Source organism: Acidovorax sp. LjRoot38 (assembly GCF_964252975.1).
Taxonomy (GTDB): domain Bacteria; phylum Pseudomonadota; class Gammaproteobacteria; order Burkholderiales; family Burkholderiaceae_C; genus Acidovorax; species Acidovorax facilis.
Window position 1 is genome coordinate 44,139 of the sequence record NZ_CAXUPT020000006.1, and the last position, 25,215, is coordinate 69,353.

Genomic DNA, 25,215 nt, shown 5'->3' on the forward strand with positions numbered 1-25,215 from the left:
CGCATGGACGGGCGGCGAAATTTCTGCCCGAAACCCTCGGTGGGGTGGAGTTGCTGGAGCAGTTACGGGCGCCGTTCTGGGCGCATGGTGTTTGTGGGCGATGAATATGGTGTGGCGCAATGCACCATGACCCGCGCCATTTACTGAAAGCCATTCCCGTTGAATTGCAGCCCGGGGGGCCGCGATGCCTGGGCCCCGCAGCGCGATGACGGAGGCTGGCTGTTGGATGGCTGGGGATGTCCTGCATAACCCTCGCGAGGCGGTGGTAGTGCGGATCGGGATGGGACGCAAGGCGTCTTTTCTTGCCAATAGCCCAGCTATTGGCAAGAAAAGCAACGCAGCGAACCGCCCGAGGCCGCGCTATCACAGACCGCGGGGAGTTATGCAGGTCATCCCTGGATACCGGTGTCGGAACTCAAGGCGCGCCTGGATATTCGCAATTTACCGGGTGAGGGCCGTGGTCGCTATAACACGCGGGCGGCCCGTTTGAGGGAAGAAACGGGGCATTTGATGGAAGTGGGCGACCGCATTCGGTGCATGGGCTGGGTATTTGAGGTGCTGGCGCTGGAATGCAATCGTATCGACAACGTATTGCCCCAGCCAGAAGACGGAACCGCGGTCGCCTCCAGCAAGCATCAATACCCCGGTTGTTCAGCCAGACGCAAACCATGCATCAATGGGTGTTGGGGGTTAATGCCAAGAATTTTTAATGAAATTCTGAAAGTGGTTGCACAAAAAAGGCACATTATTCTTATAATTCGCGGGTCTTCACCCTTATCCAAAATCCAGACACCATGACCAGCTACAAAGAACTGTTGAAGCAGCGCGAAGCCCTTGAGCAACAAATCAGTGAAGCCCGGCGCCGGGAACTGTCGGACGCTGTGTCGCAGGTCCGCTCACTGGTGGCCGAATATGGGCTGACTGCCCAAGACGTGTTCCCCACCGGCAAGGCGTCTGGCAAGACAGGCCGCAGTTCTACGGCCGGCACCAAGGTGGCGCCCAAATACCGCAACCCCGCCACCGGCGAAACCTGGACAGGCCGTGGCAAGGCTCCCAAGTGGATTCAAAACGAAAACCGCGAAAAGTTTGTGATTTAAGGGTCTTTGCCCTGCATTAAAAGAGCCCGCTGATGCGGGCTTTTTTAATGGGCTACTCTTGGCCAGGACAAAAGGTGCTCAGGCGGGTGGCGCCTCGACAACTGTACGCACTGTGCGACGAACAGGAAATGCATGTGCGGTAACTTCGCGCGCAGTGTCTGCGATTTATCGGCAGCGCAATGTACTTTGTGGAGCCATTTGGTGAATCGGATGGTCATCGTTTTAATTTTGCACTGCGCGCATTGATTGCACCCTCACAGTGCACAGGCATTACGTTCAGCCTTCTGCAACCCCGGGGTTTTCCTGCGCAATCTTGCGCAATACCTGTGCCGTGAAATCGTCCGCCGGAAAGAAGGATTCCACAGCCAGCTCCTGCAAGGTCACATCCACCGGCGTTCCGAATATCGTGGTGGTGCTGATGAGGGAGAGCATTCCATGCACGCTTTCAAAGCAGAACGGCATTACCACGCCCAGCATTTCACCTGCCAGTACCAGGGCATCGGATTCCGGCGGGGCGGGATATTGCAGCAGTTCTGCCTGCAGTGCGATCAGTGCCGGGTCGGCCGTGGCCTGTATCTGCTGGCGCAGGCGTTCAAACAGGTGCGCCCGCCATTGCGCCAGATTGGCGATGCGCGGCGCCAGCCCCTGGGGGTGCAGGCTCAGCCGGAACACGTTGACAGGTGGCGCCAGCAGTTCGGGACTGACGTGGGCAGACAGCAGGGCCAGCGCGGCGCGGTTGGTGGCCACCACGTTCCAGCAGCGGTCGAGGGCAATGGCGGGGCAGGGTTCGTGGCCCTTGAGCACCAGTTCCACCGCTTGGCGCGCCGCGGCCAGCGCAGGGTCGTCCAGCGCGCGTTCGCGGTACATGGGGGCGTAGCCGGCGGCCACCAGCAGGGCGTTGCGCTCACGCAGTGGAATGGCCAGGCGCTCGCACAGGCGCAGCACCATGTCGCGGCTGGGGTTGGTGCGGCCGGTTTCCATGAAGCTCACATGGCGCGTGGAGATGTCCGCCTCGTCGGCCAGCTCCAGCTGGCTCAGGTGCCGCTGCTGGCGCCAGGTGCGCAGGTGGTCGCCAAACGAGGTGGGCCCCGCCGGTGCCACGCGGTGCGGCAAAGGATGGCGTGGAGAGCGGTGAGAGGACGGTGCGGTGGAGGTCATGGCCGCCATCCTAGGCGCTAACCGCACACGGGCCATTACCTGGCAGGTCATCGACGCGGTGCGCCAGGGCGGGAACGATGGAGCCTTCTTTCTTCCTCAACCAAGGAGCTTTCCATGTTCAAGCTGATGTCCTCCCCTCGATTCCTGCGTGCCGTGGTCTGGTTCGATGCCTCCACGGGGGTTCTACTCGGTGCCCTGCACCTGCTGCTGACAGCGCCCCTGGCCGAGTGGCTGGGCCTGCCGCCCGGGCTGCTGCAGGTGACGGGCGCCATGCTGATGGGCTATGCCGCCCTGGCGATAGCGATTGCCCGGTCTGAGCCCATGCCGCGTGGCTGGCTGTGGGTGCTGATCGTGGGCAACTTGGCCTGGGCGTTGGCCAGCCTATTGCTGCTGCTGGGCTCCACGCTCACGCCCACCTTGCTGGGCCAGGCCTATTTGCTGGTGCATGTGGTCTCGGTGGCCATGCTGGCCGAGCTGCAGTGGTTTGGCGTGCGCCGCCTGCCAACCTGGGCTGCGGCGTGATGGAGATGGTTGTTTGCTCCTGAAAATATAGCTGCTTGCGCTTGTCCATCAAGCGCCAGGGGCATTTTTTATGCCGATATCGGGCACGGGTGGCGTGGATCGGGCGACCCGACCACGCCACACAGGGTTGGGGGCCGCGTTTGCATAGCCCCACGATTGCACCGCCATGCAGGACTGCCAGAATAGGCTTTGTTGCCTTTCACAGGAGTTTGCCATGGCCGTATCACGCAAGTTGTCGCCCAAGCCCGCCCGCCACGCGTTTGCCAACACCCTCAAGAGTTTCAAAACGGCGTCTGGCAAAGAAGGCCAGTTCTACTCGCTGCCCGCGCTGGCCAAGCAGTTCCCCCAGATCCAGCGCTTGCCAGTGTCGATCCGCATCGTGCTCGAATCGGTGCTGCGCAATTGCGATGGCCGCAAGGTGACCGCCGAGCATGTGCAACAGCTTGCGCACTGGGCGCCCAATGCCGCGCGTACCGACGAGATTCCGTTTGTCGTCTCCCGCGTGGTGCTGCAGGACTTCACCGGCGTGCCGCTCTTGGCCGACCTGGCCGCCATGCGCAGCGTGGCCGTGAAACTGGGCAAGAACCCCAAGAAGATCGAGCCGCTGGTGCCCGTGGACCTGGTGGTGGACCACTCCATCATGGTCGACCACTACGGCAAGAAGAATTCGCTCGACCTGAACATGAAGCTCGAATTCCAGCGCAACCGCGAGCGCTACGAATTCATGAAGTGGGGCATGCAGGCCTTCGACACGTTTGGCGTGGTGCCGCCGGGCTTTGGCATCGTGCACCAGGTCAACCTCGAATACCTGGCGCGCGGCGTGCACAAGCGCAAGGACGGTGTGTACTACCCCGACACCCTCGTGGGCACCGACAGCCACACCACCATGATCAACGGCATTGGCGTGGTGGGCTGGGGCGTGGGTGGCATTGAGGCCGAGGCCGCCATGCTGGGCCAGCCGGTGTACTTCCTCACGCCCGACGTCGTGGGCTTTGAGATGACGGGCCAGCTGCGCGAGGGCGTGACCGCCACCGACTTGGTGCTCACGGTGACCGAACTGCTGCGCCAGCACAAGGTGGTGGGCAAGTTCGTGGAGTTTTTTGGTGAAGGCACGCGCACCCTGGCGTTGCCCGATCGGGCCACCATCGGCAACATGGCACCCGAATACGGCGCGACCATGGGGTTCTTCCCGGTGGACGAAAAGACCATCGACTACTTCAAGGGCACGGGCCGCACCAAGGCCGAGATCGAAGCGTTTGAGGCCTACTTCAAGGCCCAGGGCCTGTTTGGCGTGCCGCTGGCGGGCGAGGTGGACTATTCGCAGGTGGTGAAGCTCGACCTTGGCAGCGTCACCCCCAGCCTGGCTGGCCCCAAGCGCCCACAAGACCGCATCGAGCTGGGCAAGGTCTGCAGCCAGTTTGCCGACCTGTTCAGCAAGCCCAATGCACAAAATGGTTTCAACCGCCCGGCCGAGCTGCTGCACACGCGCCACCATGTCCGGGCCAGTGATGCTCCTGTCGATGTGGGCGCTCCGGCAGAGGTGCCAGCACCATCGGGTGCACCGCGATTCATCGTGGAGATGGAGCAGAACAAGCCCACGCTGGCGGCCGCGCATGCCGAAGTCCCCGCCCAGCAAGCCAGCCGCACGGGTGACGTGACCGTGGGCAATGGCGACGTGCTGATTGCCGCCATCACCAGCTGTACCAACACCAGCAACCCCAGCGTGCTGCTGGCCGCAGGCCTCTTGGCCAAGAAGGCAGTGGAGGCGGGGCTCAAGGTCAAGCCGCACATCAAGACCTCGCTCGCCCCTGGCTCGCGCATCGTCACCGAATACCTCACGCAGACCGGCTTGCTCCCTTACCTGGAAAAGCTGGGCTTTGCGCTGGCGGGTTACGGCTGCACCACCTGTATCGGCAATGCGGGCGACCTCACGCCCGAGCTGAACGAGGCCATCACCAGCAACGACCTGGTGTGTGCCGCGGTGCTGTCGGGCAACCGCAACTTCGAGGCGCGCATCCATCCCAACCTCAAGGCCAACTTCCTGGCCAGTCCGCCGCTGGTGGTGGCCTATGCCATCGCCGGCACGGTGCTCAAGGACCTGATGACCGAGCCGGTGGGCAAGGGCAAGGGTGGCAAGGACATCTACCTGGGCGACATCTGGCCCAGCAGCGAAGAGGTGCACGCCCTGCTCAAGTTCGCCATGAACGGCAAGGCCTTCCGCGAGAACTACGCCAAGGTGGCCACCGACCCTGGCAAGCTGTGGGAAAAGATCAAGGGCGTGAGCGGCACCGCCTACACCTGGCCCGCCAGCACCTACATTGCAGAGCCTCCGTTTTTTGCACAGTTCGCTCTTGAAAAAGGAGCTGCTAACGCAGATCCATCAAGCGCTGGAGGCCAAAATGATGCCAAACTTCCATCGGTGATCGGTGCCCGCATCATGGCGCTGTTTGGCGACTCCATCACCACTGACCACATCTCGCCCGCAGGCTCCATCAAGGAAAGCTCACCCGCTGGCCAGTGGCTGCGGCAGCATGGCGTCCAAAAGGCCGACTTCAACAGCTACGGCGCGCGCCGGGGCAACCACGACGTGATGGTGCGCGGCACCTTTGCCAACGTGCGCATCAAGAACCTGATGATCCCGCCCACAGCCGACGGCTCGCGCGAAGAGGGGGGGGTGACCGTGTTCCAGAACGAAGGCGCGCTGCAGGGCGAGAAGATGTTCATCTTCGATGCCGCCATGCAGTACATGGCGCAAAAGACGCCCACGGTGATCTTTGCGGGCGAGGAATACGGCACCGGCTCCAGCCGCGACTGGGCCGCCAAGGGCACGCAGCTGCTCGGCATCAAGGCCGTGGTGGCGCGCAGCTTTGAGCGCATCCACCGCTCCAACCTGGTGGGCATGGGGGTGCTGCCGCTGCAGTTCAAGGCGGGCGAATCGTGGGAGACGCTGGGCCTTACGGGCAATGAGCTGATCGATGTGGTGCCCGACCCGGCGCTCACGCCACAAAGCGACGCGCAACTGGTCATCCGCCGCGCGGACGGCTCGCGCCAGGAAGTCACCGTCACGCTGCGCATCGACACGCCCATCGAGGTGGACTACTACCAGGCCGGCGGCATCCTGCCGTTTGTGCTGCGCCAGTTGTTGCAGGGGTGACACTGCCCTGTCGGCGGTGCAGGGCACCGGCATCGTCGGCAACGGGGCTTCGGCCCCGTTTTGCATGGAGCCCGATGGTGGGGGGAAACACGCACCCCCGCGCCTTACTCGTCGATACACTTGTGACGCTATGTAGAACCCGGTAGAAACACTCCAGACCATGCCGCTGTCGTCCTCTCCCACCCGCACTCCGCCTGCGCGTTCACCGTGGGCGGATGCGCCCGCCCTGACGGTGGTGCTGGTGGTCGCAGCATTGACGCTGGTGATCGTGCCAGTGGCCCAGATGCTGGGGCCGGGGGCGGGTTCCCAGCACGGCCTGGAGCCATTTATGGAACTGGTGGCGGTTCTGTTGGGGTTGCTGGTGGTATCGGTATCCCTGCACACACTGGACCCGTCCGAGCAGGCCCGGGCCAATGTGCTGGTGGCAGGCTTTGGTGTCGCGGCGGTGTGCAATTTTCTGCACGGCGTGCTGGCACATTCCACGCCCGTGCACATGCCATCGGGCACGGCCCACATCTCACTGTGGCTGAGCAGCTGGGCGCGGGTGGTCGAAGTCGTCACCCTGCTGCTCACAGCCGCTCGGCTGGCAATGCCCGGCCCGGCCAAGGTTTGGCTGGCCGCCTCGGGCGTGGTGGCGCTGCTGCTGGTGGGCTCGGCCATGGGGCCCCTGCCGGGCTGGTTTGCCGCTGCAGCGGGCGGGTCATTGCGGCAATACCTGGCCTTTGTGCTCGTGGTGGCGCTGGGCGTAGCCGCAGTATGGCTCCACCGCAATCCGGGCCGGCGCGAACGGGTGTTTGCCTGGGCAGCCGTGGCCTTTCTGGGGGGGGAGCTGGTGGTGGGCCTGATGGGTGGGCATTCGTCCATCGGGGGGCCGTTGGCGCACGGTCTGCGGGTTTTGGCGTATGCGTTGTTGTACCAGGCCGTTTTTGATGCGGGCATACGGGCGCCGTTCGCCCGTGTGCAGGAGGCCGAGCGGCGCCTGCGCGAGAGTGAAGGGCGTCTGTCGCTGCTTGGGCGCAACCTGCCCCACAGCGTGTTGTTCCAGGTGGTGCGCGAGCTGGATGGCAGCTCACACTTTGTGCACATGGGCGATGCGATCGAGCGGCTCAATGGGGTGACGGTGCAAGAGGTCATGGCCGATTTCCGGGTGTTGTATCGCCAGGTGTTGCCCGAAGACATCGACCGCCTGCGACAGGCCGAGCGGCAGTCTTTTCTGACCATGACCAGCATGGAGGCCGTTTTTCGCGTGCGCCGCACCGATGGCCAGATACGCTGGATGCACCTGAGTTCATCGCCCCGTCTGCTCGACGACGGGCGTGTGCTGTGGGATGGTGTACAGACCGACATCACGGCCCACCGCCTGGCCGAGGAGGCTGCGCATGCCCACGAAGCCCTGATGGCCAACATGCTGCGCCAGGTGCCCGGCGGTGTGGCGCGCTTGGACCGGGATCTGCGCGTCTTGTATGTCAATGCGCAGCAGGCCAGCTGGCTCTACCGCAAGCCCGAGGAGCTGCAAGACCGCCTGCTGCAGGAGGTGATCCCGGCCGATGTTTTCGCCCGCATGCAGCCCCATTTCGCCAAGGCCTTTGCGGGCGAGACGGCCGTGTTCGAGAACCGCATGGACGGGCCTGACGGCCTGCAGGTTCGCCACACCACCATCGCGCCCGAGAGCGTTACCGAGCAAGGCGTGCCTGCCGTTGTGCTGTTTGCCTACGATCTGACCGGGCTCAAGCGCGTGGAGGCCGAGCTGGCCGACCAGAAGGCCCATCTGGCCCGCGTGGTCAACGCCATGCCCGACATGGTGTTCTTGAAGGATGCCAGCGGCGTGTACCTGTCCGTCAATCCGGTGTTCGAGCGATTTGCGGGCAGGTCGGAGCGGCAGATCGTGGGCTGCAACGATTTTGACCTGGTGGCCCCCGCCGAGGCTGAGCGCTTTCGCAAATACGACCAACGCGCCATGCAGGCCTGGCAGCCGCTGGTTTACGAAGAAACACTGACCTTTGCCGAAGATGGCTACCGAGGCCAGTTCGAGACCATCAAGACCCCCATCCGTGACCTGACCGGCCGGGTGACGGGGGTGCTGGGGGTGTGCCGCGACATCACAGACCGCAAGCGCGCAGAACAAGAAATCGAGCGCCTGGCCTTCTTCGACGCCCTCACAGGCCTGCCCAACCGCCGCCTGCTGCTGGACCGCCTGCAACGCTCCATCGCCGCCTGCCAGCGCACCAAGAACCTCGGCGCCCTGCTGTTCATCGACCTCGATAACTTCAAAGACCTCAACGACACCCTGGGCCACGACATGGGCGACCAGCTCCTGTCCCAGGTCGCCACCCGCCTGGTGGGCAGCGTGCGCGAAGCCGACACCGTGGCCCGCTTTGGCGGCGACGAATTCGTCGTCATGCTCGAAGCCCTGGCCCCCGACCTGCAAGACGCCGCCACCCAGGCAGAAACCGTGGCCGAGAAACTCCTGGCCAGCCTGAACCAGCCCTTTGAGCTCGACGGCGCCCAGCACTACAGCACCCCCAGCATCGGCATCACCCTCTTTGGCGACGAACGCCTCACGGTGGACGAACTCCTCAAGCGCGCAGACCTGGCCATGTACCAGGCCAAAGCGGCAGGGCGCAACACCCAGCGCTTCTTCGACCCCGACATGCAAGCGGCCGTCAACGCCCGCTCCAACCTGGAAGCCGACCTGCGCCAGGGCCTGGCCCGGGGCGAACTGCTGGTGCACTACCAGCCCGTCGTGGACCACCAATCCCAGCTCATGGGCGCAGAAGCCCTGGTGCGCTGGCGCCACCCCCAGCGCGGCATGATCAGCCCCGGCGACTTCATCCCCCTGGCCGAACAGACCGGCCTGATCCTCCCTTTAGGCCAATACGTGCTGCAAACCGCCTGCGAACAACTGCAGCGCTGGGGCCAGCACGAAGCCACCGCCCACCTGTCCATCTCGGTCAACGTCAGCGCCCGGCAGTTCAGGCAACCGGGCTTCGTGGCCGAAGTGCTGCAGACCCTCAAGAACCACCACGCAGACCCCCGCAAACTCAAGCTCGAACTCACCGAAAGCCTGCTGCTGGGAGACATCGAAGACACCATCGCACGCATGGTGCAGCTCAAGAGCGAAGGCGTGGGCTTTGCACTGGATGACTTTGGCACCGGCTACTCCTCCTTGAGCTACCTCAAGAGATTGCCCCTGGACCAGGTCAAGATCGACCAGAGCTTTGTGCGGGACGTGCTGACGGACCCCAACGACGCGGCGATTGTGCGGACCATCCTGGCGCTGGCCAAGAGCCTGGACCTGGAGGTGGTGGCCGAGGGGGTGGAGACGACGGGGCAGCTGAGTTTCCTGAGGCTGCATGGGTGTGAGGGGTTTCAGGGGTATCTGTTTGGGCGCCCGGTACCCATGGATGTGTTTGCGCGCGAACACCAGCTGGGCCTGTTTGCCCAGCCCGCGCTGGCCCTGCCGGAAGGACGCAAGCCATGACCGAGCCGGGCATTCTCTGGGTGGACAGCGACACGCAGCATGCAGCGGCAGCGCGGCATCTGATCGCCACCCGCTACCCCGACTGGCGTGTCGTGAACAGCCCCACGCCCGAGGCCGCCCGGGCGCCGCTGGCGTCGCAGGCCTGGGATGCCGTGGTGTTGTGCCTCAAGCCTTCAGTGCAGGACCTGCCTGGCGTGCTGGAGCTGTGCGCGGGCCGTCCGGTGCTGATGTGCATCGACGCCCACCAGGAGGCATTGGCCGCACGCGCGTTTCGCTGCGGGCTGGGTGACTACATGGTGCGCGAGGCAGATGGTGTGGCACACCTGCCGGAGCTTTTGCACCGTCTGGCCGTGCTGCTGCAGGGAGCCCAGGGGCAGGGCCAGCCCGTGCGCATGGTGGACGCCCGCATCTGGCAAGAAGCGCTAACTTTGCTGCAGGAGCAGCGCACGGCCCTGCAGGCCACCCTGGCCAGCATGAGCCAGGGCATCTTCAAGACGGCGCCGGATGGCAGCATCACCGTCTACAACCAGCGTGTGCTGGAACTGCTCAATCTGCCCGAATCGCTGATGGCCACGCGGCCCACGCTGGCCGACTTGACCCGCATCCAGGCCGAGCGCGGAGACTTTGGCGAAGGCCACCGCCTGGTGGACCGGCGCGGGCATGACTACGTGGCAGGGGGGGCCGTGGCGCCTGCGCCCGCCGTCTACTGGCGCACCACATCCGATGGCCGCACGTTTGAAGTGCGCACCACCGGGCTGCCCGATGGGGGCCTCGTGCGCACCTTTGCCGATGTCAGCGACTACGTGCGCGTTGAGAACGAGCTGCGCGAGAGCGAGGCGCGCTTTCGATCGCTGAGTGACCTGTCGTCCGACTGGTACTGGGAGCATGACGCCGAAGGGCGCTTTGTGCAGCTGGCGGGCGACCTGAGCGTCAATGGCATCCCGCTGTCCAACGTGATGGGCCGCACGCGCTGGGAGATCGGCGCGCTCAACATGACCGAGACCGACTGGGCTGCGCACCGCGCGGTGCTGCAGGCCCACCAGCCGTTTCGCGACCTGGAGCTGCAGCGTCAGCGGCCCGATGGCAGCATGCACTGGATCTCGGTCAGCGGTGTGCCTGTGTTTGACGCGCAGGGCGCCCTGTGGGGCTACCGGGGCGTGGGCCGCGACATTACCGAGCGCAAGCGGGTCGAGAGCCAGATCGAGCAGCTGGCGTTTTACGATGTGCTCACCGGCCTGCCCAACCGCCGCTTGCTGGTGGACCGGCTGCAGCGCGCCACGGCGGCCGTGGCACGCTCAGGCGCGCAAGGGGCTCTGCTGTTCATCGACCTGGACAACTTCAAGGACCTCAACGACACCCTGGGCCACGATACAGGCGACCAGCTGCTGGTGCAGGCGGCCCAGCGTCTGAAGGCTTGCGTGCGCGAGGCTGACACCGTGGCACGGTTTGGCGGCGATGAATTCGTGGTGCTGGTGGAAGGCCTGAGTGCCGATGGCCCGCACGCAAGTGCCGAGGCCGCGCTGGTGGCCAGCCATATCGCCACCACGCTGGGCAAGCCCTACGCGCTGGGCGATACCAGCCACCACAGCACCCCGAGCATCGGTATTGCGCTGTTTGGCCAGCAGACCGTGAGTGTGGACGAGCTGCTCAAACACGCGGACCTGGCGATGTACCAGGCCAAGGCTGCAGGGCGCAACACCCAGCGCTTCTTCGACCCTGACATGCAGGCCGCAGTGAGCAACCGCGCGGCCCTGGAGGCCGATCTGCGCCGAGGTCTGCAAGACAAGGAACTGGTGCTGTACTACCAGCCCGTTGTGGACGGCAAGGGCCGCCTGCAGGGCGCAGAAGCCCTGGTGCGCTGGAAGCACCCCCGGCGTGGGCTGGTGTCGCCAGCTGAATTCATTCCGCTGGCCGAGCAGACAGGGCTCATCCTGCCGCTGGGGCAATGGGTGTTGCAGGCCGCTTGCGAGCAGCTGGTGGTGTGGTCACGCAGCTCGCTCACGCGACAGTTCTTCCTGTCGGTGAACGTGAGCGTGCGGCAGTTTCGCCAGCCCGATTTTGTGGAGCAGGTGCTGGGCTCGCTGCAGTCCAGCGGGGCCAACCCCGAGCGCCTGAAGCTGGAACTGACGGAAAGCCTGCTGCTGGCCGATGTGGAGGATGTGATCTCGCGCATGGAGTACCTGCGGCGCTATGGTGTGGGCTTCTCGCTGGACGACTTTGGCACCGGCTATTCCTCCTTGAGCTACTTGAAGCGCCTGCCGCTGGACCAGCTCAAGATTGACCAGAGTTTTGTGCGCGATCTACAGACCGACCCCAACGATGCCGCCATCGTGCGAACCATTCTTGCGCTGGCGCACAGCCTGGACCTGGCCGTGGTGGCCGAAGGCGTGGAGACCACGGGCCAGCTGGAGTTCCTGCAGCGCCATGGCTGCCAGGCGTTCCAGGGCTACCTGTTTGGCCGCCCCATGCCACCAGAGGTTCTGGAGCGGGCGCTGCGGCCTGCGCTGTGACGAGCGACGTATGGCGTGGTGTGGTGTCTGGATGTGGTTGCAGCGCCCCTGCGCCATGACAAACACCCAGGCACGCCCGCACGGCACAATCGGTGCATGAAGAAGCAGGTATTGGTCGCCGGTGGCGGCATTGGCGGCTTGGCCGCCGCGTTGGGCGCATCGCGCGCGGGGTGGGATGTGCGGCTGTATGAACGCGCGGCAGCATTCAGCGAAGTGGGCGCCGGCGTGCAGATCGGGCCGAACGTAGTGCGCCGCTTACAGGCCTGGGGCCTGCAGCAGCCGTTGCAGGCGGTGGCCGCGTTCCCCAGCCGCTTGCAGGTGCGCAACGCCGTCAGTGGCAAGGAACTGGCCGTGCTGCCGTTGGGCCCCACGGCGGTGCAGCGCTATGGTGCGGCCTACGCCACCATCCACCGCGCCGACCTGCATGGCCTGCTGCTTTCCGCGGTGACCAAATACACCGACACGCAGTTGCATCTGGAGCACGCCATCGACGGATTCACCGATGCCGAGGGCGTCGTGACTGTTCGCACCAGCCGGGGCAAGGAGGTGGAAGGCGATGCGCTCATTGGTGCCGATGGTCTGTGGAGCCGCACGCGCACCCAGCTGCTCGGTGCCGTGCCGCCCCGCGTGACGGGGCACCTGGCCTACCGCGCGCTGGTGCCGCAGCATGCGCTGCCCGATGCATTGCGCACAGGCCAGGTCACCGCCTGGCTGGGTCCGCGCCTGCATGCTGTGCAGTACCCCGTGCGCCGGGGCGAGCTGCAGAACATCGTCGTCATTGTGCAAGGCCCCGCGCCGCACGATCTGGAAAACTGGGACCACGCTGCCAATGCTGCGGGCCTGGAGCACGCCCTGCAAGGCACCTGCACGGCGCTGCAGGATGTCGTGCGCAGCGTAGGTGCCGCCGGTGGCCCCGGCTGGCGCCTGTGGCCGCTGTGCGACCGCCCTCAGGTGCGCGCTGCCGACGAGATGGCGCAAGGCCTGGTGGCCCTGTTGGGGGATGCGGCCCACCCCATGCGCCCCTACCTGGCCCAGGGCGCTGGCATGGCCATTGAAGACGCGGCCGAGCTGCACCGTGCGCTGGCCATGCACGACCTGGACGTGCCGCTGCGCCTTACCCGCTACGCCCTTAACCGCTGGGAGCGAAACGCCCGGGTGCAGGCGCGCTCCATCCGCAACGGCCGCATCTTCCATGCCACCGGGCCTGTGCGCTGGGGCCGCGATCTGTCGCTGCGCCTGCTGGGCGAGCGGTTGCTGGATGTGCCCTGGTTGTACCGGGGCGATGGCTCCAGCGCCAGTTCGTTGTGAGTTCATTGCAGTGGTCGGGGTGGTGGTAACTGCCCGCCCCGAGTCGCCCGGTTCATGACCCTGCAGGGTGGGTGAACAGCGCCGCCAGGTTGTCAGGATATTCCCTATCCGGGGCAACCCCTGCATGCGCTGCGCGGGATGAACTTTGCGCAGTGTGCCACGCTCTATCCCTGTGTGTGCAAAGCCCCGAAAAGGCAACGGATGCGCCAGCGAATTTGCTGTTCAACCGCACGCCGTGGTGCTACAAAGGGCCAAGCCGGTAGCGATTCCCACTGCAACACCGTGGCACCACCCGAGCACGCCGGGGGTGCCGCCACAGGAGGTCGTATGGATGCCATCAGCAGTTTCGCCGCGCGTTATGCCCGTAGCCGCGAAGAGGAAATGTCGATTGACGAGTACCTCGCCGAGTGCAAGCGCGATCCCATGGCCTACGCCACGGCCGCCCAGCGCATGCTGGCCGCCATTGGCGAGCCCGATATGGTGGACACGCGCAATGACCCGCGCATGTCACGGCTTTTTGCCAACAAGGTCATCAAGCGCTACCCGGCCTTTGCCGAGTTCTACGGCATGGAGGACGCCATCGAGCAGGTGGTGAGTTTCTTTCGCCATGCTGCGCAAGGGCTGGAAGAGCGCAAGCAGATTCTTTATCTGCTGGGCCCTGTGGGCGGCGGCAAGAGTTCGATCGCCGAGCGCCTCAAGCACCTGATGCAGAAGGTGCCTTTCTATGCGCTCAAGGGCTCGCCGGTGAACGAATCGCCGCTGGGCCTGTTTGATGCGCTGGAGGACGGCCCCGTGTTGGAGGAACAGTTCGGCATCCCCCGCCGCTACCTGCAGCGTGTGCTCTCGCCGTGGGCGGTCAAGCGGCTCGACGAGTTTGGCGGCGACATCCGCCAGTTCCGCGTGGTCAAGCGCTACCCCAGCATCTTGAAGCAGGTGGGCATTGCCAAGACCGAGCCGGGCGATGAGAACAACCAGGACATCTCCAGCCTGGTGGGCAAGGTGGACATCCGCAAGCTAGAAACCTTTGCGCAGGATGACACCGACGCCTACAGTTACAGCGGAGGCCTCTGCCTGGCCAACCAGGGCCTGCTCGAATTCGTTGAAATGTTCAAGGCACCCATCAAGGTGTTGCACCCGCTGCTCACGGCCACGCAGGAGGGCAACTATAAGGGCACGGAGGGCTTTGGCGCCATTCCGTTTGACGGCGTGGTGCTGGCGCACAGCAACGAGAGCGAGTGGAAGGCATTTCGCAACAACAAGAACAACGAGGCGTTTCTGGACCGCATCTACATCGTCAAGGTGCCGTACTGCCTGCGCGTGAGTGAAGAGACCCGCATCTACGAAAAACTCATCCGCGAGTCGTCGCTGGGCAACGCCGTGTGCGCGCCGGGCACGCTCAAGATGATGGCGCAGTTCGCCATCCTCACGCGGCTGAAGGAGCCCGAGAACTCCAGCATCTTCAGCAAGATGCAGGTGTACGACGGCGAGAGCCTGAAGGACACCGACCCGCGCGCCAAGAGCTACCAGGAGTACCGCGACTACGCAGGCGTGGACGAGGGCATGACGGGTATATCGACCCGCTTTGCGTTCAAAATTTTGTCGAAGGTGTTCAACTTTGACAGTGCCGAAGTGGCCGCCAACCCGGTGCACCTGATGTATGTGCTGGAGCAGCAGATCGAGCGCGAGCAGTTCCCTGCCGAGCTGGAGACCAAGTACACCAGCTACATCAAGGAGTTCCTGTCCCCCCGCTATGCCGAGTTCATTGGCAAGGAGATCCAGACCGCCTACCTGGAGAGCTACAGCGAATACGGCCAGAACATCTTTGACCGCTACGTGACCTACGCCGACTACTGGATCCAGGACAACGAGTACCGCGACACCGACACCGGCGAGGTGTTCGACCGGGGCGCACTCAACGCCGAGCTGGAAAAGATCGAGAAGCCTGCAGGCATTGCCAACCCGAAGGACTTTCGCAACGAGATCGTCAATTTTGTGCTGCGCGCGCGCGCCAACAACCAGGGCCAGAACCCCAGCTGGACCAGCTACGAGAAGCTGCGCCTGGTGATCGAGAAGAAGATGTTCTCCAACACCGAAGAGCTGCTGCCCGTGATCAGCTTCAACGCCAAGGCCAGCGCCGAAGAGGCGCGCAAGCACGAGGACTTTGTCACCCGCATGGTGAACAAGGGCTACACGCCCAAGCAGGTGCGGCTGTTGTGTGAGTGGTACTTGCGTGTGCGCAAGAGCAGCTGATCAAGGGACTGGATTGCCAGCGCAGCCCTGCGGGCGCTGGTTCATGCATGGGGGCAACGGATGGCATTGCAAATCATCGATCGCAGGCTCGCTGGCAAGAACAAGTCGGTGGGCAACCGCGAGCGATTTGTTCGCCGTTACAAGGAACAGATCGCGGACGCGGTGCGCCGTGCTGTCTCGCAGCGCGGCATCCGCGACATGGAGCAGGCCGAGAGCATCACCATACCGCGCAAGGACATCAGCGAGCCCGTGTTCCACCATGGCCAAGGCGGCATCCGAGACACCGTGCACCCCGGCAACGCAGAACATGTGCGCGGCGACCGCATCGAACGGCCCCTGGGCGGAGCGGGCGGGCGCGGCTCGCAGGCCAGCGACAGTGGGGAGGGCGAGGACGACTTCACCTTCACGCTGACCAAGGAAGAGTTCATGCAGCTCTTTTTTGAAGACCTGGCGCTGCCGCACCTGCTGCGCACCCACATCGGCGAGAACCCGCAGTGGAAGTCGCGCCGCGCGGGCTACAGCCAGGATGGAATCCCCAACAACCTGGCTGTGCTGCGCACCATGCGCGGGGCGCTGGGGCGGCGCATTGCGCTGGGCAAGTCGACCCACCGCGAGCTGCTGGCGCTGCAGGCCGAGCTGGACGCCCTGCTGGCGCAGGACGACGGCACGAGCGAAGCGGTGGCCGAGCTGCAGCGCCGCATCGATGCGCTGACGGCGCGCATCGACAAGATTCCGTACCTCGACCCCATCGACCTGCGCTTTCGTGCGCGTACACCGGTGCCAGTGCCCAGCAGCCAGGCGGTGATGTTCTGCGTGATGGACGTGTCGGGTTCCATGGACGAGACGCGCAAGGATCTGGCCAAGCGGTTCTTCATCCTGCTGTACCTGTTTCTTACGCGGCACTACGAGACCATCGACATCGTGTTCATCCGCCACCACACCCAGGCGGCCGAGGTAAGCGAGGAGCAGTTCTTTCACTCCACCGAGAGCGGCGGCACCGTGGTCAGCAGCGCGCTGGCGTTGCTGGACCAGATCATCCGTGCGCGCTATCCGCAGGGCGACTGGAACATCTACGTGGCCCAGGCCAGTGATGGCGACAACTTTACCAACGACAGTGGCATCTGCCGCAACCTGCTGGTGGACAAGATCCTGCCGCTGGTGCGCTACTTTGCCTATGTGCAGGTGGCAGAAGAGGAGCAGAACCTGTGGGACGAGTACAGCCAGTTGATGCCGCTGTTCTCCCACTTTGCAATGCGCAAGGTCGCCGCACCCGGCGACATCTACCCGGTGTTCCGCGACCTCTTCAAGAAAGAGGGGGTGGCCGCATGAACAACGTTGTGCAGTATCCCGTGCTGGAGCGCCGCATCAGCGACAACCCCTGGAAGGCCGCCGCCGTGGGTGAGCGCCGCCACCGCGCCGTGCCCGGCCAGCCCCTGCCTGCGGGCGCGCGGCCTGCCGAGCCGTTGCCCGACCCGAGCGACTGGACGTTTGAGCTGATCGAGCGCTACCACGCCGCCATTGCCGCCACGGCAGAGCGCTTTGGCCTCGACACCTACCCCAACCAGCTGGAGATCATCACCGCCGAGCAGATGATGGATGCCTACTCCAGCGTGGGCATGCCGGTGAACTACCGGCACTGGAGCTACGGCAAGGAGTTTCTGGCCACCGAGCGGCGCTACCGGCGCGGGCACATGGGGCTGGCGTATGAGATCGTCATCAACTCCAACCCCTGCATCAGCTACCTGATGGAGGAGAACACCACCGCCATGCAGGCGCTGGTGATTGCGCATGCGGCCTACGGGCACAACAGCTTCTTCAAGGGCAACTACCTGTTTCGCATGTGGACCGACGCGTCCAGCATCATCGACTACCTGGTGTATGCCAAGGACTACGTGGCCCAGTGCGAAGAGCGCTACGGCATGGCCGAAGTGGAGCGGCTCATGGATTCGTGCCACGCGCTGGCCAACTTTGGAGTGGACCGCTACCGCCGCCCCTCCAAGAAGAACCTGGCGCGCGAACGGCTGGAGCGCGCGCAGCGCGAGGCCTATGCCCAGCAGCAGGTGAACGAGCTGTGGCGCACCCTGCCCATGCGTCCCGGCAAGGAGGATGCCACGCAGGAGCACAACCGCTTTCCGCAGGAGCCGCAAGAGAACATCCTGTACTTCATCGAAAAAAACGCGCCCCTGCTGGAACCCTGGCAGCGCGAGATCGTGCGCATCGTGCGCAAGATCGCGCAGTATTTCTACCCGCAGCGCCAGACCCAGGTGATGAACGAAGGCTGGGCCACCTTCTGGCACTACACGCTGCTCAATACGCTGTACGACGAGGGCTACCTGAGCGACGGGGTGATGATCGAATGGCTGGGCTCGCACACCAACGTCATCTACCAGCCGCCCGTGGGCCACCGCGCCTACAGCGGCATCAACCCCTATGCGCTGGGGTTTGCCATGTACCGCGACATCCAGCGCATCTGCCAGAACCCCACAGAGGAGGATCGGCACTGGTTCCCCGACATCGCAGGCACACCCTGGCTGCCCGCGCTGGACCACGCCATGCGCAACTTCAAGGACGAGAGTTTCATCGGCCAGTACCTCAGCCCGCATCTGATGCGCGAGATGCGTCTGTTTGCGCTGCACGACGATGCCAACGAGCGCGAGCTGGTGGTCAGCGAGATCCACGATGAGAACGGCTACCGCCGCCTGCGCCAGATGCTGTCGCAGCAGTACGACCTGGGCACGCGCGAGCCCAACATCCAGGTCTGGAACGTGAACCTGCGCGGCGACCGCAGCCTGACCCTGCGCCACACCCAGTTCCAGGGCCGCCCGCTGGCCGACGACACGCAGGAGGTGCTGCGGCATGTGGCGCGCCTGTGGGGTTTTGGGGTGCAGATCGAGAGTGTGGATGCCGATGGCAACCACCCCGTGCTGCTGCACTCGGTGGCCTCATCGGCCGCGTGAACAACAGGGGCTGAGCGGGGGGGGGAGGTGGCAGCGCGATGCGCGCCTGCAGACCTGCTGTACGCGCCATGGGCCAGCGCCCATTTTTTGCAGGAAGATTGCTATTAAATATATAGCTGGATACGCTCGTTGGATAAGCGCTAAGGCCTGTTTTTGCTTGGTGTTTTGGAGGCTGCCGACGATGAGGGACCATTGCGCCATTCAGGCGGCGGCAGCGGCCCCACGCAGTGGGCAGTCCGTGGCCACCCGCTCGGCCAGAGTCTGGCGCAGGGCCTGCAGCGCGGCAATGCGTGCGTCGATCTCCTGCAGCTTCACTGCCAGCACCTGGGTCAGCGCTGGGCCGGGGTCGGCGGCGTCCCAGATGGCGGGCAGCCGGTCGCCAATCTCTGCCAGCGTAAAGCCCAGCTGCTGCGCGGTGCGGATGTACTGCACCAGCATCGACGTTTCGGCCGGGTAGTCGCGGTAGCCATTGGCCAGGCGTCGCGATCGGATGAGGCCTTGTTGTTCGTAAAAGCGCAGTGCCTCGCGGCTCAGGCCGGAAGCATTGGCGAGTTCACCGATCAGCATGGGGGTTTCCTTGTGGCGTGAAAACAAATGCCACCCCTGGAAGGGGCTTGACCCTGAAGCGTACTTCAGGGCTGAACCTCGGGGCTTCTTTCATCCCCAGGTTGATCCTCATGCCCTTATCTTCAATTCCCACTCCGCGCTACCTGCGTATCGTGCGCGCCAGCGGCTGGTACGACCTGCTGGTGACCTGGCCTTTTGTGCTGCCGTGGACCTTTGCGTGGCTGTATGCCCAGTTGGGCATGTTGGCCGCCGTGCTGGGCCTGCCCGGCACCCTGCACCCGTTGGACACCACCCACATGTTGCTGGCCAACCTGCTCGGCTCGGTAGTGGTGGTGTGGTCTATCGCGCGCATGGTTGCGCCCAGCTTGCTGCTGGGGCGCTTGGATGGCGTGGCGCGGTTTCTGTTTGCGGCCTGGCAGATCTATGCCGTGGCCCACGGCGCCAATGTGATCGTGCTGGGCTTCACGCTGTTTGAGCTGCTGTTTGGTGTGCTGCAGTGGTGGCGCGTGGCGGGCACGTCCCCAGCACGGGTCAGTGTGCTGGCACCGGCAGGCACCTGAACGCCAGGGCGCCTGTCGCCAGCATGGCGGCAATGGTCAGCATCACAGCCACATACGGGTCTGCGCCCTGTGCGGCGGCGATGGAGGCTGCCACGCCGGTCACCCACTGCATCAGTGCCACGCCCAGAAACAGCGCCATCGTGAACACCGCCATGGCGCGCCCGGTGACGGCGGGTGCGTAGGCCGAACGCACGTCTGAATACTGCAGCACCATGTAGCCCGACAACAGGCCCACCGCGATGGAGCCCGCCACGTCCAGCCACTCGGCGTGGAGCAGGCCGATGGCACCGAAGAGGGTTGCCAGCAGCACCGTGAAGCCCGTGATCCAGCGGCGGCGTTGGCCAGGCCCCGGGTCGAGCCGCCCGAACATTGCCGGTGTGAACAGCGACACCAGCGACGACAACATGGCCACGTTGCCGCTGGCCACCAGCGAATAGCCATGCCGCTCAATGAGCAGCGGCCCCAGCCACAGCCCGCGCAGCGTGAGGAAGGAGGCATACGTCGTCAGCGCCAGCAGCATGATTCCGGCGGTGTGCGGCAGCAAGAACAGCGCGCCAAACCCGCGCACCGCCTGCAGCACCGATTCGCGCGGGGGCGCGTTGTGCGTGGGCTGCACCGGCTCGTGCACCTTCCAGAAGATCAGCAGCCAGGCCAGCGCCGCAAAACCCGCCAGCACCGCAAAGCCCATGCGCCACGACGACAGTTGCACCAGCCACGCTAGTGGCGTGCCCGTGAACAACATGCCCAGCCCGCCCACGCCCATGGCCACACCCGAGACCATCGCAAACCGGCTGGCCGGAAAGTAGCGCGCAATGAACACCGTGCACACCAAAAACGCGGGCGCGCAGCCCACGCCGATCAGCACCTGCCCCAGCAGCACCGCGCCATAGCCGGGCGCCAGCGCCGACAGCACCGAGCCCGCAATCGCCAGCGGAAACGCCACCAGCAGCGTGCGCCGCACGCCATAGAGGTCGATGCCGATGCCCATGAAGAGCTGCATGGTCCCGAAGGCGAATGCAAACGCGCCGGCAAACACGCCCAGCGCCTGCGCCGACAGGCCGAACTCTGCCCGCAGGCCCGTTGCCATGATGGCCGTGATGGTGCGAAACGCCTGGCTCAGCGCAAAACCCGTCACCAGTGCCAGCAGCATGGCCCAGGCGGCGCGGAGGGGGAGCAGTGGGGTAGTGGGTGTGGGGGGCGGGGGCACCTGCACGGTGGTGGGTCTCCAAAAAGGGGTGGCAACAGGCTGCCCCGTTTCGAGCGTACATGGACAGGGCGGTGACCGCTGTCTCGCGTGAATCGCACGGGTTGCCGGGTCCGCCAATCTGCACCAGATGGGAGCGGCCGACGGGCGCGTGGGGCAGGCAGTAGGGGCGTTGGGCGAGGGATAAGGGTCATGACTTGCGCAAACCAGGGCTCGGGCCAGCGGTGCACCTTTGGGCAAGGGCGGCTGTTGCATCCCGATTTGCGAAGGTTCATTTGTGCAGGTTCTAAGGGTATGTCCCGAGCCGTCGCCGCAGGCGCTCCAGTCGCCAAGGTGACGTGGCGTTTTGGGACCAGGCTGCGCGCAATCGGGTGCTAGGTCCGTGCATTGCAACCATGCGTGCTTGCAATGCCGTGTTGGACGGGGCAGTCTTGCCCGTCATCGGGGCGCCACGGAGCGAAGTCAGACTTTAGAGAAGGCTCTCGATGTGGGGATCACCCCAATCGACGGGGCGTGGACCGTGCGGCACTCTCATGGCCATGCCCTGCGCTGGGTGTGGATGGCGGCTGAAACCGTTCCTCGGTTTCGGCTTTTCGCCTGCAGCGGAGTGGTGGCAAGGTTTGTGCTTGGAAGCCCCCAGTGACCCCGGTGGTCGGTGGCCACAAGCAGTTTGCAGGTTGGAGTGTGTGCCGCAATGCACATCGCTACTCAGGAGTGACTGATGAAGAAGATGGTTTCGCTGTGTTCAGGTGCGCTGGCAACGCTGTTGATGTCGGGATGCGCCAGCCAGCCACCCGTGATGCAGGCCTTTAGCGAGCCAACGGACCGCGGCAGCATGCAGTTCGCCTGCGGCAATGGCGAAAAGGTGGAGATGCAGTTCTACCCCGAGCAAGGCCGCAGCGTGTTGCGGCGCAGCGGCTGGACGGTGGAACTGCCCAAACAGGCCACGGAAACCGGCTACGCCTTCAGCAACGGCCCCACCACCGTGCTCGGCAAGGGCAATGAGCTGACCATCCAGATTGGCCATCTGGCACCGATCTGGTGCCGTAGCAACCGCCCCATGATGGTGGCGGGCGTGCAATAGGCGGGCTGCAGAGCAGGCCACCCCCGCGCCCGGTAGTTTCGGGTTGCGGCATTCTTCAAAAACAATAGCTGCCAGCGCCTATGAACAAGGCGCTGGTGGCTTTTTTTGTGGGTAATTTCTAGGTCGCTTTTCCAGGTGGTGGGGTGATGCGGGTCGGCACTCTCACGCTGCCGCTGTGAACGAATTCATGCACCACTGCGCAGCCGCTGCAACTCGGCCTCCGCAACGTCGATGCGCACCGTGCCCTGCGCCACCAGCACCTGCGCGACGCGGTCGATCTCGTCGCCCGCGGCGCCCGCCATCATCGCGATGTTCTGCGCGTGCAGGGCCATGTGCCCCTTCTGGATGCCGGTGGTGGCCAGGGCCTTCATGGCCGAAAAGTTTTGCGCCAGGCCCACGGCCGCAATGATCTGGGCCAGCTCGCGGGCCGACGTGACACCCAGAATCTTGAGCGCTGTCTTGGCCGTGGGGTGCAGCTTGGTGGCGCCGCCCACCAGGCCCACGGCCATGGGCATTTCGATGGAGCCTGCCAGGTCGCCGCCGTTGGTCACCTCCCAAGTCGTCAGGCTGGTGTAGTGGCCGCCGCGTGCGGCGTAGGCGTGGGCACCGGCTTCTACCGCGCGCGTGTCGTTGCCGGTGGCCAGCACCACGGCGCTCACGCCGTTCATGATGCCCTTGTTGTGCGTTGCGGCGCGGTAGGGGTCGGCTGCCGCAAAGTGGTAGGCCGCAAGCATGCCGTCGCGCACCGCCTCGCCGCCGATGTCGGCCGTGCGCCACACGCAGCGCGCGCGCGCCAGGCGCCGGTCGGCCAGGTTCGACAGGATGCGCAGGTTGGTCTGTCCGCCCGTCCATGCCCCAATCTGCGGCGCAATCTTTTCGGCCATGGTGTTGACGGCATTGGCGCCCATGGCGTCGCGCGTGTCCACGATGAGGTGGGTGATCACCATGGTGCCGCCGCGGGTGTCGATGACCCGCACCTCCAGGTCGCGGAAGCCGCCGCCCAGCTTGACGAGCATGGGGTCGCAGGCATCGCACAGCGTGCGGATGTCTTCCTTGTGCTCCAGGATGCGGATGCGTGCGTGCTGCGGGTCAGACACCTGCGTGAGCTGGATCTGCGCAATCATCTCGGTGCCCGACATGGAGGTAACGAAGCCGCCGTGGTCATAACACTGGCGCGCCGCGTTGCACACCGCGGCCACCACCGACGATTCTTCGGTGGCCATGGGAATCAGCCGGTCTCGGCCGTCGATCTTCATGTTGGTGGCAATGCCCACGGGGATGTTCATCGTGCCGATGACGTTCTCGATGAGGTGGTCGGCCAGCTCGGCAGGCAGGTTGCCGGTGTTCAGCAGGTGGGCCTTGTCGTCGTCGCCAAGGCCCGCAAACTGGGCCACGGCGTCGATGCGTGCGGGAATGGCGAGCTTGTGAAAACCGCCGATGCGGCTGCTGGGGTGTGCGGTGGAAGTCATGGAAGTGTTTGGGATAAATGGGTGAACAAGCGGCTCAGCGCGACGCCATCAGCCGGGGCAGGTAGGTGACCAGATCGGGGAAGGCCGCGCAGATGAGCAGGCCGACGAACTGCAGCCCGAAGAACGGCAAGATGCCCCAGTACACGGCGTTCATGCCGATGTGGCTGGGCAGCGTCCCCTTGATGTAGAACAGCGTGTAGCCAAACGGCGGGCTGATGTAGCCCATCTGGATGGTGATGGCGTACAGCACGCCAAACCACAGCTCGTCAAAGCCCAGCAGCCGCACGATGGGCAGGAAGACAGGCACCGTGAGCAGGATGATTCCCAGCTCGTCCAGCACTGTGCCCAGGAACACCAGCAACAGCATCATGGCCGCCAGGATGAGCCAGCGGTTCACGTCCAGCCCCTGGATGAACTGCAGCAGCGTGTCCGCCCCGCCCAGGCCCGTGAAGATGGCCACATAGGCCTTGGCGCCCAGCGTGATCCACAGGATCATCGCCGTAGCTTTCAGCGCATCGGTCGCTGCGCCGCGCAGCATGCCGCGCTCCCACCGGCGCTTGATAAGGCTGGGCAGCAGCGCTCCGGCCACGCCTACCGCAGCAGACTCGGTCGGTGTCGCGATGCCGAAGAAGATCGAGCCCAGGATCATCACGATCAGCATGGCGGGTATCACCAGGGCCTTCAGTGCCACCAGCTTTTCGCGCAGCGGTGCCTTGCGGGTGCTGGGGTCCAGGGGCACCCACTCGGGCTTCACCCAGCCCACCACGATGATGTAGGCGATGTACAGCGCGGCCAGGATGAGGCCCGGCACGATGCCTGCAATCAGCATCTGGCCGATGGAGATCTGGGCCGTCACGGCGTACACGATGGTCAGCACCGATGGCGGGATCAGGATACCCAGCGTGCCCGACGCGCAGATCGTGCCCAGCGCCAGCTCGGGCTTGTAGCCGCGCCGCAGCATCTCTGGCAGGGCGAGGATGCCCATGGCCGTCACGGCCGCACCCACCACGCCGGTCATGGCCGCCATCACCACGCAGATGATGACGGTGCCGATGGCGAGGCCGCCTTTGAGACGCCCAAACCACAGCTCCATCGCGCGGTACAGGTCTTCGATGACACCCGAGCGCTGCAGGATGCAGGCCATCAGGATGAACAGCGGGATCGCGAGCAGTGCCTCGGACTTCATCGTGTCGAAGATCTGCAGCACCAGCACGATGACCGCGTTGGGCTCCCACAGCGTCACAGTGAACAGCAGCGACAGGCCGCCCAGCACGAAGGCAATGGGCAGACCGGTGAGCATGAACAGCGTGAGGCTGCCGAACATCAGCACCAGAATCATGTTGGAGGTCATGGGTGGGCCTCCGCGGGGGACGCGTCAACGGTTGCTTCGCCAAACAGCGTGCGAAAGAACTCCACCACGGCCTGCAGCAGCATCAGCGCCAGAGCCAGCGGCACGGCGGCCTTCACCGGCCAGATGGGAGGGTTCCAGGCTGAAAAGCTGGTCTCGCGGTAGGTGAAGGCGCTATAGGCTGCGGGTGCGCTGAAGTACAGCAGGATGGCGCAGAACAGCACGATGATGGGAAAGTTCACCAGGTCCAGCCGCCGCTGCCATGCGGGGCTCAGGCGCTGGCGCGCCACGTCGAGCGCCACATGGCCCTTGAGGTGCAGTAGGTACGGACCGCCCAGCAGAAAGTACGGGCCGAACAGCAGCACGGCCAGCTCCATGCCCCACACCGTGGGCGCATTGAACACATAGCGTGCAATGACTTCATAAAGCATGACGGGGACCACGATGGCCATCAACCACACCGTGGCCTGGAAGATCCAGCGGTTGAGTGTGGTGATGGCAGACGTGGAGACAGAGAGCCATGACGGCATGGGGTGACTCCTTGGG

General features: G+C 64.7%; 17 protein-coding genes and 2 pseudogenes. 13 read left to right on the forward strand and 6 right to left on the reverse strand.

Annotation, left to right across the window (positions count from 1 at the left end):
- Positions 1-11: 11 nt before the first annotated feature.
- The 3 genes and pseudogenes from ACSQ22_RS12620 to ACSQ22_RS12630 all read left to right on the forward strand — a co-directional run.
- Positions 12-231: pseudogene (locus ACSQ22_RS12620) on the forward strand (hypothetical protein); the annotation flags it as partial.
- A gap of 156 nt (positions 232-387) precedes the next feature.
- A pseudogene (locus tag ACSQ22_RS12625) lies at positions 388-798 on the forward strand (hypothetical protein); the annotation flags it as partial.
- Positions 795-1,097: an H-NS histone family protein gene (locus ACSQ22_RS12630; RefSeq protein ID WP_055393525.1), complete on the forward strand. Its 303-nt coding sequence runs from the start codon at positions 795-797 to the stop codon at positions 1,095-1,097. The pseudogene ACSQ22_RS12625 and the gene ACSQ22_RS12630, both read left to right, overlap by 4 nt.
- 276 nt (positions 1,098-1,373) lie before the next feature.
- On the opposite strand, the gene ACSQ22_RS12635 is transcribed toward ACSQ22_RS12630, so the two are convergent.
- Positions 1,374-2,255 carry a helix-turn-helix domain-containing protein gene (locus tag ACSQ22_RS12635; RefSeq protein WP_121508796.1) on the reverse strand — a complete coding sequence of 294 codons (882 nt, stop codon included), beginning with the start codon at positions 2,253-2,255 and terminating at the stop codon, positions 1,374-1,376.
- Between the two features lie 114 nt (positions 2,256-2,369).
- On the opposite strand from ACSQ22_RS12635, the gene ACSQ22_RS12640 reads away from it, so the two are divergent.
- The 8 genes from ACSQ22_RS12640 to ACSQ22_RS12675 all read left to right on the forward strand — a co-directional run bounded on the left by ACSQ22_RS12640 (position 2,370) and on the right by ACSQ22_RS12675 (position 18,437).
- Positions 2,370-2,777, forward strand: a complete 408-nt coding sequence (locus tag ACSQ22_RS12640; protein WP_436130503.1) for a hypothetical protein — start codon at positions 2,370-2,372, stop codon at positions 2,775-2,777.
- Between the two features lie 214 nt (positions 2,778-2,991).
- Positions 2,992-5,931, forward strand: a complete 2,940-nt coding sequence (locus ACSQ22_RS12645; protein WP_121507255.1) for an aconitate hydratase — start codon at positions 2,992-2,994, stop codon at positions 5,929-5,931.
- 160 nt (positions 5,932-6,091) lie between these two features.
- Entirely contained in the window at positions 6,092-9,412 is a 3,321-nt protein-coding gene (locus tag ACSQ22_RS12650; RefSeq protein WP_436130504.1) for an EAL domain-containing protein, read from the forward strand.
- Entirely contained in the window at positions 9,409-11,922 is a 2,514-nt protein-coding gene (locus ACSQ22_RS12655) for a putative bifunctional diguanylate cyclase/phosphodiesterase (protein ID WP_055401741.1), read from the forward strand. Before ACSQ22_RS12650 ends, ACSQ22_RS12655 begins: the two co-directional genes overlap by 4 nt.
- A 96-nt stretch (positions 11,923-12,018) precedes the next feature.
- On the forward strand, positions 12,019-13,230 hold the full coding sequence (locus tag ACSQ22_RS12660; RefSeq protein WP_436130505.1) for an FAD-dependent monooxygenase: 1,212 nt from the start codon (positions 12,019-12,021) through the stop codon (positions 13,228-13,230).
- 327 nt (positions 13,231-13,557) lie between these two features.
- Positions 13,558-15,480 (forward strand): PrkA family serine protein kinase, encoded by a 1,923-nt coding sequence (locus ACSQ22_RS12665; RefSeq protein WP_436130506.1) that lies wholly within the window; start codon positions 13,558-13,560, stop codon positions 15,478-15,480.
- 60 nt (positions 15,481-15,540) lie between these two features.
- Positions 15,541-16,809, forward strand: a complete 1,269-nt coding sequence (locus ACSQ22_RS12670) for a YeaH/YhbH family protein (protein ID WP_436130507.1) — start codon at positions 15,541-15,543, stop codon at positions 16,807-16,809.
- Positions 16,806-18,437, forward strand: a complete 1,632-nt coding sequence (locus ACSQ22_RS12675) for a SpoVR family protein (RefSeq protein WP_121419246.1) — start codon at positions 16,806-16,808, stop codon at positions 18,435-18,437. Before ACSQ22_RS12670 ends, ACSQ22_RS12675 begins: the two co-directional genes overlap by 4 nt.
- A gap of 201 nt (positions 18,438-18,638) precedes the next feature.
- Here ACSQ22_RS12675 and ACSQ22_RS12680 read toward each other — a convergent pair whose 3' ends face one another.
- Entirely contained in the window at positions 18,639-19,004 is a 366-nt protein-coding gene (locus ACSQ22_RS12680; protein WP_436130508.1) for a MerR family DNA-binding protein, read from the reverse strand.
- Positions 19,005-19,114: 110 nt separating this feature from the next.
- Here ACSQ22_RS12680 and ACSQ22_RS12685 point away from each other — a divergent pair, with 110 nt between their 5' ends.
- Positions 19,115-19,564, forward strand: coding sequence for a hypothetical protein (locus ACSQ22_RS12685; RefSeq protein ID WP_436130509.1), 450 nt, complete (start codon positions 19,115-19,117; stop codon positions 19,562-19,564).
- Here the strand turns inward: ACSQ22_RS12685 and ACSQ22_RS12690 are convergent.
- The gene (locus ACSQ22_RS12690; RefSeq protein ID WP_436130670.1) at positions 19,536-20,714 is read right to left on the reverse strand and encodes an MFS transporter; all 1,179 of its coding nucleotides are present in this window, start codon (positions 20,712-20,714) and stop codon (positions 19,536-19,538) included. The genes ACSQ22_RS12685 and ACSQ22_RS12690 overlap by 29 nt on opposite strands.
- 775 nt (positions 20,715-21,489) lie before the next feature.
- On the opposite strand from ACSQ22_RS12690, the gene ACSQ22_RS12695 reads away from it, so the two are divergent.
- Positions 21,490-21,852, forward strand: coding sequence for an MliC family protein (locus ACSQ22_RS12695; protein ID WP_055394413.1), 363 nt, complete (start codon positions 21,490-21,492; stop codon positions 21,850-21,852).
- Positions 21,853-22,037: 185 nt separating this feature from the next.
- On the opposite strand, the gene ACSQ22_RS12700 is transcribed toward ACSQ22_RS12695, so the two are convergent.
- The 3 genes from ACSQ22_RS12700 to ACSQ22_RS12710 are packed head-to-tail and all read right to left on the reverse strand — an operon-like array spanning position 22,038 to position 25,199.
- Positions 22,038-23,321 (reverse strand): hydroxymethylglutaryl-CoA reductase, degradative, encoded by a 1,284-nt coding sequence (locus ACSQ22_RS12700; RefSeq protein ID WP_436130510.1) that lies wholly within the window; start codon positions 23,319-23,321, stop codon positions 22,038-22,040.
- 34 nt (positions 23,322-23,355) lie between these two features.
- On the reverse strand, positions 23,356-24,672 hold the full coding sequence (locus ACSQ22_RS12705) for a TRAP transporter large permease (protein ID WP_055394417.1): 1,317 nt from the start codon (positions 24,670-24,672) through the stop codon (positions 23,356-23,358).
- A complete protein-coding gene (locus ACSQ22_RS12710; RefSeq protein WP_121507247.1) occupies positions 24,669-25,199 on the reverse strand; it encodes a TRAP transporter small permease subunit in 531 nt (176 codons plus the stop codon). The genes ACSQ22_RS12705 and ACSQ22_RS12710 overlap by 4 nt, the downstream gene beginning before the upstream one ends.
- Between the last annotated feature and the right edge of the window lie 16 nt (positions 25,200-25,215).